The sequence below is a fragment of the Bartonella rochalimae ATCC BAA-1498 genome, from assembly GCF_000706645.1.
GTDB classification, from domain to species: Bacteria; Pseudomonadota; Alphaproteobacteria; order Rhizobiales; family Rhizobiaceae; genus Bartonella; species Bartonella rochalimae.
On the sequence record NZ_KL407337.1, the window covers coordinates 910033 to 917043 of the forward strand.

Here is a 7011-nt window from a genome sequence, read left to right on the forward strand (position 1 = left end):
TTAAATGTGGTTGACTGCTTTTATCATAGGAGGTGAATAGGGAGGTCGTTTATATGGGATGGGAATTTCTCGTACTATTTTTCCATTGATTTTCAATATCTTCGGTGCGCTGATGAGCTTTACTTGCAAAGGAAGAATGGAGGAAGGTAAAGCGGTGATGAAAGGCGAGGTGAGAATAATATTTCCTTCTTCATCATAAGAATTTAGACGCATTTTTATAGCTTCAGGTGTACATATTTGTTGTCTCATATCGGTTATTTGTGATATTTTCGTACCATAAGGTTCTAATGTTGCTAATGTTGATTGAGGAGATCCTTTGTCCGAAAATCCTGCATTGAGCAATTGTGCTGCTTTTTCTTCTCTTTTATTGATGCTCTCCGATCCTAAAATAACAACGATAATTGTTCGCTTATTTCTGGTTGCTGAAGCGACAAGATTGAAACCGGAAGCACAAATAAATCCCGTTTTCATGCCATCTATGCCATCAAAACGACCAATAAGATTATTTGAATTAGATTGAATTTTTTTTCCATTGCCAAAATCAATGGCTGGAATAGAGAAATAATGAGTATATTGCGGAAATTCTCGGCGGATTTGAACCGCTAAAAGAGCCATATCCCGTGCTGTGGAGTAATTATTTGGATTTGGTAATCCACTTGTATTTGTAAAATTGGTTCCAAACATACCTAGACGTCGAGCTTCTGCATTCATTTGTTTTACAAAAGCTTCTTGTGAACCCGAAATAGCTTCACTTATAGCAATAGCTAAATCATTTGTGGATTTAACCAAAGTAATTTTTAAGGCCGTATCAAGTGTAAGAACAGAACCAGCTTTATAACCTGAATTAATAGCAGGCGCTTGCGCTGCATTTTTGCTGATGGTGATATGCTTGTGGGGTGAAATTTTTCCTGTGCTCATGGCTCGGAAAATAATATAAGTCATCATTAGTTTTGTTAAAGAAGCAGGATACCAACGTTCAAAAGCTTGATTATGCTTTAATATGCGTCCAGTTGTGGCATCAACAGAGATGAAAGGATGGGCTAAACTTAGAGAGCTCATTATACTCAGAATAAAAAAGAAAAAAAGTGTGTAGAAGAGTTGATGCATAAAATAAATTCCCCCATTATTTTGACATTATAAGTGGTTTGGCATTGTTGGAGTTTTATTGTAAAGATTTTTGTTTATTCATAAAGAAGATGAATCTTTAATTACGTACAGGTCCTTTCCAATGATGGCCAAGCATTTGAAGTCTTTGAACAGCAGAGGGCGGCATAGGAGGAGGATTAGGGTCTTGAGCAGCTAATAGGAGTAATTCATCACAAGCTTTTTCTGTTTTTTGAATGAGTTGATCTAGAAAATCACGTTTATTTAAACCAGCTTTGATAGGAGGAAGAATACGAACACGGATTGTTCCTGGATAGCGACGAAAATTATTACGTGGCCAATATAAGCCAGCATTGTGGGCAATAGGAACAACTTGAAGTTTAAGCTCATTGTAAAGAGCAGTAATTCCTGGTTTATAATCTGGATCTTGACCAGGTTGTTTACGCGTTCCTTCAGGAAAAATGAGAATTTCGCGCCCCTGCTTCGCTTTTTGTTTTGCATTGTGTAAAATGATTTTGAGGGCTTTAATAGGACTTGTCCGGTTAACCGGAATAACTTGTGTTTTTGCCATGTACCAACCGAAAAGAGGGATCCACATTAATTCACGTTTGATAATAAGGGCGGGATCATCAAAATAGGGAACAAGGCTAAAAGTTTCCCATGCGGATTGATGTTTTGGAGCAATGATGTAAGCCCCACTGGGAAGATTTTCTATACCTTCAATTTCATAGTCTGTTCCAGCAATATGTTTTTGTAAAAACAATGTAATACGTGCCCACATTTTAGGCACAATCCATGCTTGTTTACGCGGCATTAAAAAATAGAAAGGCGCGTAAAAAATCATCTGTACAAAAGTTGTTATGTAAAAAACAAATGTAAAAAGAAGAGAGCGAAAGATAAGCACTACATTTCCCATTTCATGTCCATCAAGAAATTCTATTTATAATGCAATTTATATGAGAAAACATCTTTAATTAAAACTTTTTCAAATACTCCTTTTAAAATATTTAAAATTATAAGGAAAGAACCATATGACATTACAGAGTAATAAAAGTAAGTTTATTCCACGGATTTTATCCATTGCGGGTACTGATCCTTCTGGTGGTGCTGGAATGCAAGCCGATTTAAAGGTTTTTTCGGCAATGAAAGCTTATGGTATGAGCGTAGTTACAGCTGTTGTTGCACAGAATACACAGGGTGTGCGTGCTTTTCAGGCATTGGATGCTTCTTTTGTTGCTGATCAAATTGATTCGGTTTTTGAAGATATTCATGTAGACGCCGTCAAAATTGGAATGGTGGCGAATGCTCAGATTGCACAGATTATTGCAGAACGTTTGGCTCATTATAAAGCTCGTTTCATTGTTTTTGATCCGGTTATGGTGGCAAAGAGTGGAGATGTTCTGTTGAAGCCTGATGCGATTGAAGTTATTCGTAGTGTTCTTATTCCCATGTCAACGTTGATTACACCAAATTTACCTGAGGCAGCAATATTGTTGAATCATGAAGTGCAATGGTCATTAGATGCTATGTATCAGCAAAGTCCACAACTTTTGGCATTGGGGTGTGGTGCTGTTTTATTGAAAGGAGGGCATTTAGATGTTCTTGCTTGCAAGACTACAAATTATTACGATCTTTCTAGTCCTGATATTTATTGTGATTCCAAGGGTGTTGTAATGCTGGAGGCTTCCCGTTTCGGTACAACCAATAATCACGGCACAGGTTGTACTCTTTCGGCTGCGATTGCAGCACTCTTACCTAAGGAACCTTTATTTGATGCAATCAAAAGAGCTAAAAATTATTTAAATAGCGCTTTATTTGCTTCAAGTACTTTAAACGTAGGAAAAGGACGTGGTCCACTTCATCATTTTTGTGAACTTTGGGATCATAGATAAGAAAGACTCTTCAAAAAGTTTATAGTTTAAAAATAAGTTTACATTCACTAATGGAGCGGGCGATGGGATTCGAACCCACGACCCCAACCTTGGCAAGGTTGTGCTCTACCCCTGAGCTACACCCGCTTAAAAATTTGAACCACTTTTTACCTAAACAGTCTCTGTATGGCGTAGGCTTTTCCGAATTGCAACAAAAAAATAACGTTTCAGTAGATTTATTTTTTTGTTTTTTAAAAATAAGAGTAAAAATTGATTTTGAAAATGCTTAAGCTCATTAAGCTCTACAATTATTTTATACGCAACAGTAATATGATCGTATTGAGAATGGTGAGATAGTCTGATGTTGTCATTATTATTTTGGATATCAGTGCTTTTTCTTTTGCATAATTTGTTGATTTCAATTTATTTTTTAAGATGTGAAATAAGATCTTAAATGTGCTTCTACATCGTCTCATGAATGAATAGTTCTTTTTTCATTTTTATAAACTCTATCATATTGAAATCTTTCTGATCCAAATACATTGGAAACCAACTGATACAAGAAATACTTTTCCTTCTTTTCTACATTTCGTAAGTCGTCGGTTTGATTAGCATCTGTATGAACAGAATTCATAATAACTTGCTCTCCTATACCACCTCTTCCATAGATATGTGCTCTATCTGTCTGTGTTTGGCAATCAACAATCCAGTCGTTGGTTAAATTTCTACTTTAGATTGTGATAGCACGCATTTTTATGGTCAGCATGACTGATTTTCCCAATAACAATCGTATTCATTAAACGCTTTTTTAAATCTGTGATTTTTTTTATCACGACGTTTGAGCATGATTGTTTCTTAATGGGGTGATATTTGTTTTTATTTCTTGTTCCTGTTTCAGTGATTAAAATCGACAAAAGCTCATTTTCTGCCGTAAAAATATTCATCAAATAGGTACCTTTTTGTCTATTTGAACTAAACGAGCAAAGACTTTTAAAATTAGCTCTATTTGAGATGCAATATTTATTTGTGGCAAAGGGGAAAAATTCATTAAAGAGAGTTTTGGTAATTTATTTAAAAAGTTTTGTAATGAAGCCAGTATTAAAAAATCAGCTCGTGGTTTGAAAAAATTAGTGGCAGCAAGAGCTGCAAACTTAGATAAGACAGTCTTTATTACACTTCAAAGTATTTTTTTGCTGGATAGGTGGTAATATAATTGCTCTTTATATAAAAAGCACTGATTGCAAAAGGCTTGCTATCAAAACGGTAGAAAAGTATCTAAAAGGTGAAAAGTAGGATAAAAAACATAATAAAATCAATAATTATAAAATCCTTTCCCTTTAAATAAGATATTGATTTTGCCTTTTGGCATGGAAATTTGATAAAAGTAAAAAATCAAATGAGCGTTGTTCTCTGATAAAGGATTGTAAATCACTAGAAACAGTCATTTTGCGCTATAAAAGTATTGAATGGAATCTAATATATCTTCAGAATCACTACACAATGCCTTTAAGAGGCACTATCAAGAAAATTGTAGATTTCTCCTTTTTAGATAAGGTTTTATTATTTTATGTGATTTCTTGAGTATTCGTTCAGAAATAGCTGATTTTGTGATATTTTTAACTAACTAAATAAATATTAAGAGGAAATTGTTATTAGAGTGGTGAATTCCGTACATTAGATTTTTGATTATAGAAATCAGATTTTGCTTTTGCTTAGCGTAAGGTCATTTTGGACAGTTAGTGAAGAAAGAGTGTAAAAAATGTAAGATAGAGGTAGTGAAATTGGACTATTTCAGAAGATTTGTGATGAAGTTTTTGATGATGTATTTTTAATGGATTAATATTTTGGCTCAGAAAAAAGCACATGAAGTTGATCAGTTTTTAAAACATTTTTCGCGTTCTTTTCCTATCGTTTTAATTTATGGACCGGATCGTGGTCTTGTTTGTGAGCGTGCACAACGTTTTGCCAAGCTCTCTCAGGTGGCAATAGAAAATCCTTTTTCCACTGTTCGCTTAGATGCAGCTGAAATCGATAAAGATCCTGCGCGATTAGGCGATGAAGCACGCACTTTATCGCTCTTTGGTGGTGATCGTTTGATATGGATATCTAATGGTGCTAACCAAAAAGGCTTTCTTAAGGCGCTTAAACTTTTAATAACAGAACCACCAGAAGCCAGTTTTATTTTAATTGAAGCGGGTGATTTAAAAAAAGGAGTAGGATTACGCAATATTATTGAAACAGCATCAACAGCAATTGCTTTGCCTTGTTATGCAGATAATGCCCATTCTCTTGATATCTTGATTGATGAGATTTTAGATGAATTCAATGCAACTCTTTCTTTGGAAGCGCGTCAATATTTGCACCAAAATATCGGAGAAGATCGTCTTGCATCACGGAGTGAATTGGAAAAGTTGTGTCTTTATACCTTAAAGAAGGCTCATATTGCTTTTGAAGATGTAAAAGCTATTGTTAGCGATGTGAGTGCTCTTTCTCAAGATGAAGTAATTGATGCTGTTTTACTAGGAGATTTAGCGAGTTTTGAAATTTATTTTAGCCGTTGTTGTGCTGTAAACAATACATCTTTTTTTGTTTTAAATACGGCTCAAAGGCATTTTCAACAATTACAGCTTTTACGTTATCAAGTAGAAATTGAAGGTAAAACTCCTTTTATAGTCATTTCTCAGGCGCAACCACCGATTTTTTTTCAAAGGAAAAAAATAGTTGAACAAGCCTTAAAATATTGGAACTTAGAGAAAATTTTGTATGCAATGAAAAAAATACAATCAGCTATTTTAGAAAGTCGTAAAAATCCACTTTTAAGTGAAGTAATCATTCATCAAGCCTTACTGAAACTGACGATTATTGCAAAGCATCAGAATAATTTTTAGGATATCTGACTGTATTTACATCAGATTTTGGTGGTATTTATATGAGCATGTATAGTAGAAATTTTATAAGGGAAGTTTTGCTTTCTCAATTATTATATATAATACGGCGCCGTTAGTTTGTTATATTCCATCATACAACAAACCACTTTGCTAATTTTTAGAAGGCTATGAATACTGTTCAATCATATGATATTTAGGAAGTTAATGACAGATATTATGTGCTACTTAATGACGTTCATTAGCTGATGCTGCCTTTAGATTGATAATTATTGCTTGTTTATTAGTATGATATAAAAAATATTAGCTACCGTTTGCTTGTCTATATTAAGAACTAATGATAAATTACTTAACTCCCCTAATATCCGAAAAATAATTGCATAAGTTATTTTATACATCATACGAACGCTTTGTTGGTAATATCGTTAAGAATATTTATGTAATTGCCTTCTCATATCAGATTTTCAAAAATAGAGATTTTTTGTTATCAAATCTTCTAGGTCCATATTTTTATCAGAGTTTTTAGGAGAAGAATTTCTCTCATAAACAAGCTATAATTTGTTGTGATATATCTAAAATTTAAAAACATATCAGCTAAAACTTCACTCAGTTCAAATACTACGCTTGTATGAGCTATCACTGATTTGAAGAGCTCCTTCTGATTTAATTTTGTACAAAATAGCACTGTAGCTTAAAACCACTTGTTTGAGACTCTTTGTATTTATTATTGTTATAATAATATACCCCCTATCAAAAACAGTATTATTTATTGTCTAATTTATTAACTGCTTTTAAGCAGTAATTGGATAAAAACTAAAATACTGTAAAAATATAACCTATCGAACGTAAAGATAGAGTATTTTCTGATACTTATTTTTTATATTTTTTCATAGTTCCGTAACTAGACTTAACAATTTTTTCTTTTTTAATTTAGCTTTTATAGTTTCTAGTATATATTTTATTTCTTAATATAAAAAGCTTTATATAACATTCACTCTCATATTTGCATACTGATATATTTACACAGTAAGATTTTGTGTATTTTAAATAAAAACATTAGAAGTTTTGGCAAAGCCGTTCTTTATTATGATATTCTCAGCCTTTTGGACCTCAGCCTTTTGGACCTCAGCCTTTTGGACCTCAGCCTTTTG

General features: G+C 33.4%; 4 protein-coding genes and 1 tRNA gene. 2 read left to right on the top strand and 3 right to left on the bottom strand.

Annotated elements, in window-relative coordinates:
- Both O99_RS03875 and O99_RS03880 read right to left on the bottom strand, forming a co-directional pair.
- Entirely contained in the window at positions 1 to 1107 is a 1107-nt protein-coding gene (locus O99_RS03875; protein WP_035006448.1) for a D-alanyl-D-alanine carboxypeptidase family protein, read from the bottom strand.
- A 97-nt stretch (positions 1108 to 1204) separates the two neighbouring features.
- Entirely contained in the window at positions 1205 to 2020 is an 816-nt protein-coding gene (locus O99_RS03880) for a lysophospholipid acyltransferase family protein (RefSeq protein WP_051668854.1), read from the bottom strand.
- A 115-nt stretch (positions 2021 to 2135) separates the two neighbouring features.
- On the opposite strand from O99_RS03880, the gene thiD reads away from it, so the two are divergent.
- A complete protein-coding gene (gene thiD / locus O99_RS03885; RefSeq protein ID WP_035006450.1) occupies positions 2136 to 2996 on the top strand; it encodes a bifunctional hydroxymethylpyrimidine kinase/phosphomethylpyrimidine kinase in 861 nt (286 codons plus the stop codon).
- Between the two features lie 51 nt (positions 2997 to 3047).
- Here the strand turns inward: thiD and O99_RS03890 are convergent.
- A tRNA-Gly gene (locus O99_RS03890) sits at positions 3048 to 3122 on the bottom strand.
- A 1697-nt stretch (positions 3123 to 4819) separates the two neighbouring features.
- Here O99_RS03890 and holA point away from each other — a divergent pair.
- Positions 4820 to 5863, top strand: coding sequence for a DNA polymerase III subunit delta (holA, locus tag O99_RS03900; RefSeq protein WP_035006452.1), 1044 nt, complete (start codon positions 4820 to 4822; stop codon positions 5861 to 5863).
- The last annotated feature ends 1148 nt before the right edge of the window (positions 5864 to 7011 follow it).

What these genes read in the sequence shown, in the direction of transcription:
- O99_RS03875 (WP_035006448.1), bottom strand. Translation starts at nt 1,107, where the DNA reads ATGCATCAACTCTTCTACACACTTTTTTTCTTTTTTATTCTGAGTATA.
- O99_RS03880 (WP_051668854.1), bottom strand. Translation starts at nt 2,020, where the DNA reads ATGGGAAATGTAGTGCTTATCTTTCGCTCTCTTCTTTTTACATTTGTT.
- thiD (WP_035006450.1), top strand. Translation starts at nt 2,136, where the DNA reads ATGACATTACAGAGTAATAAAAGTAAGTTTATTCCACGGATTTTATCC.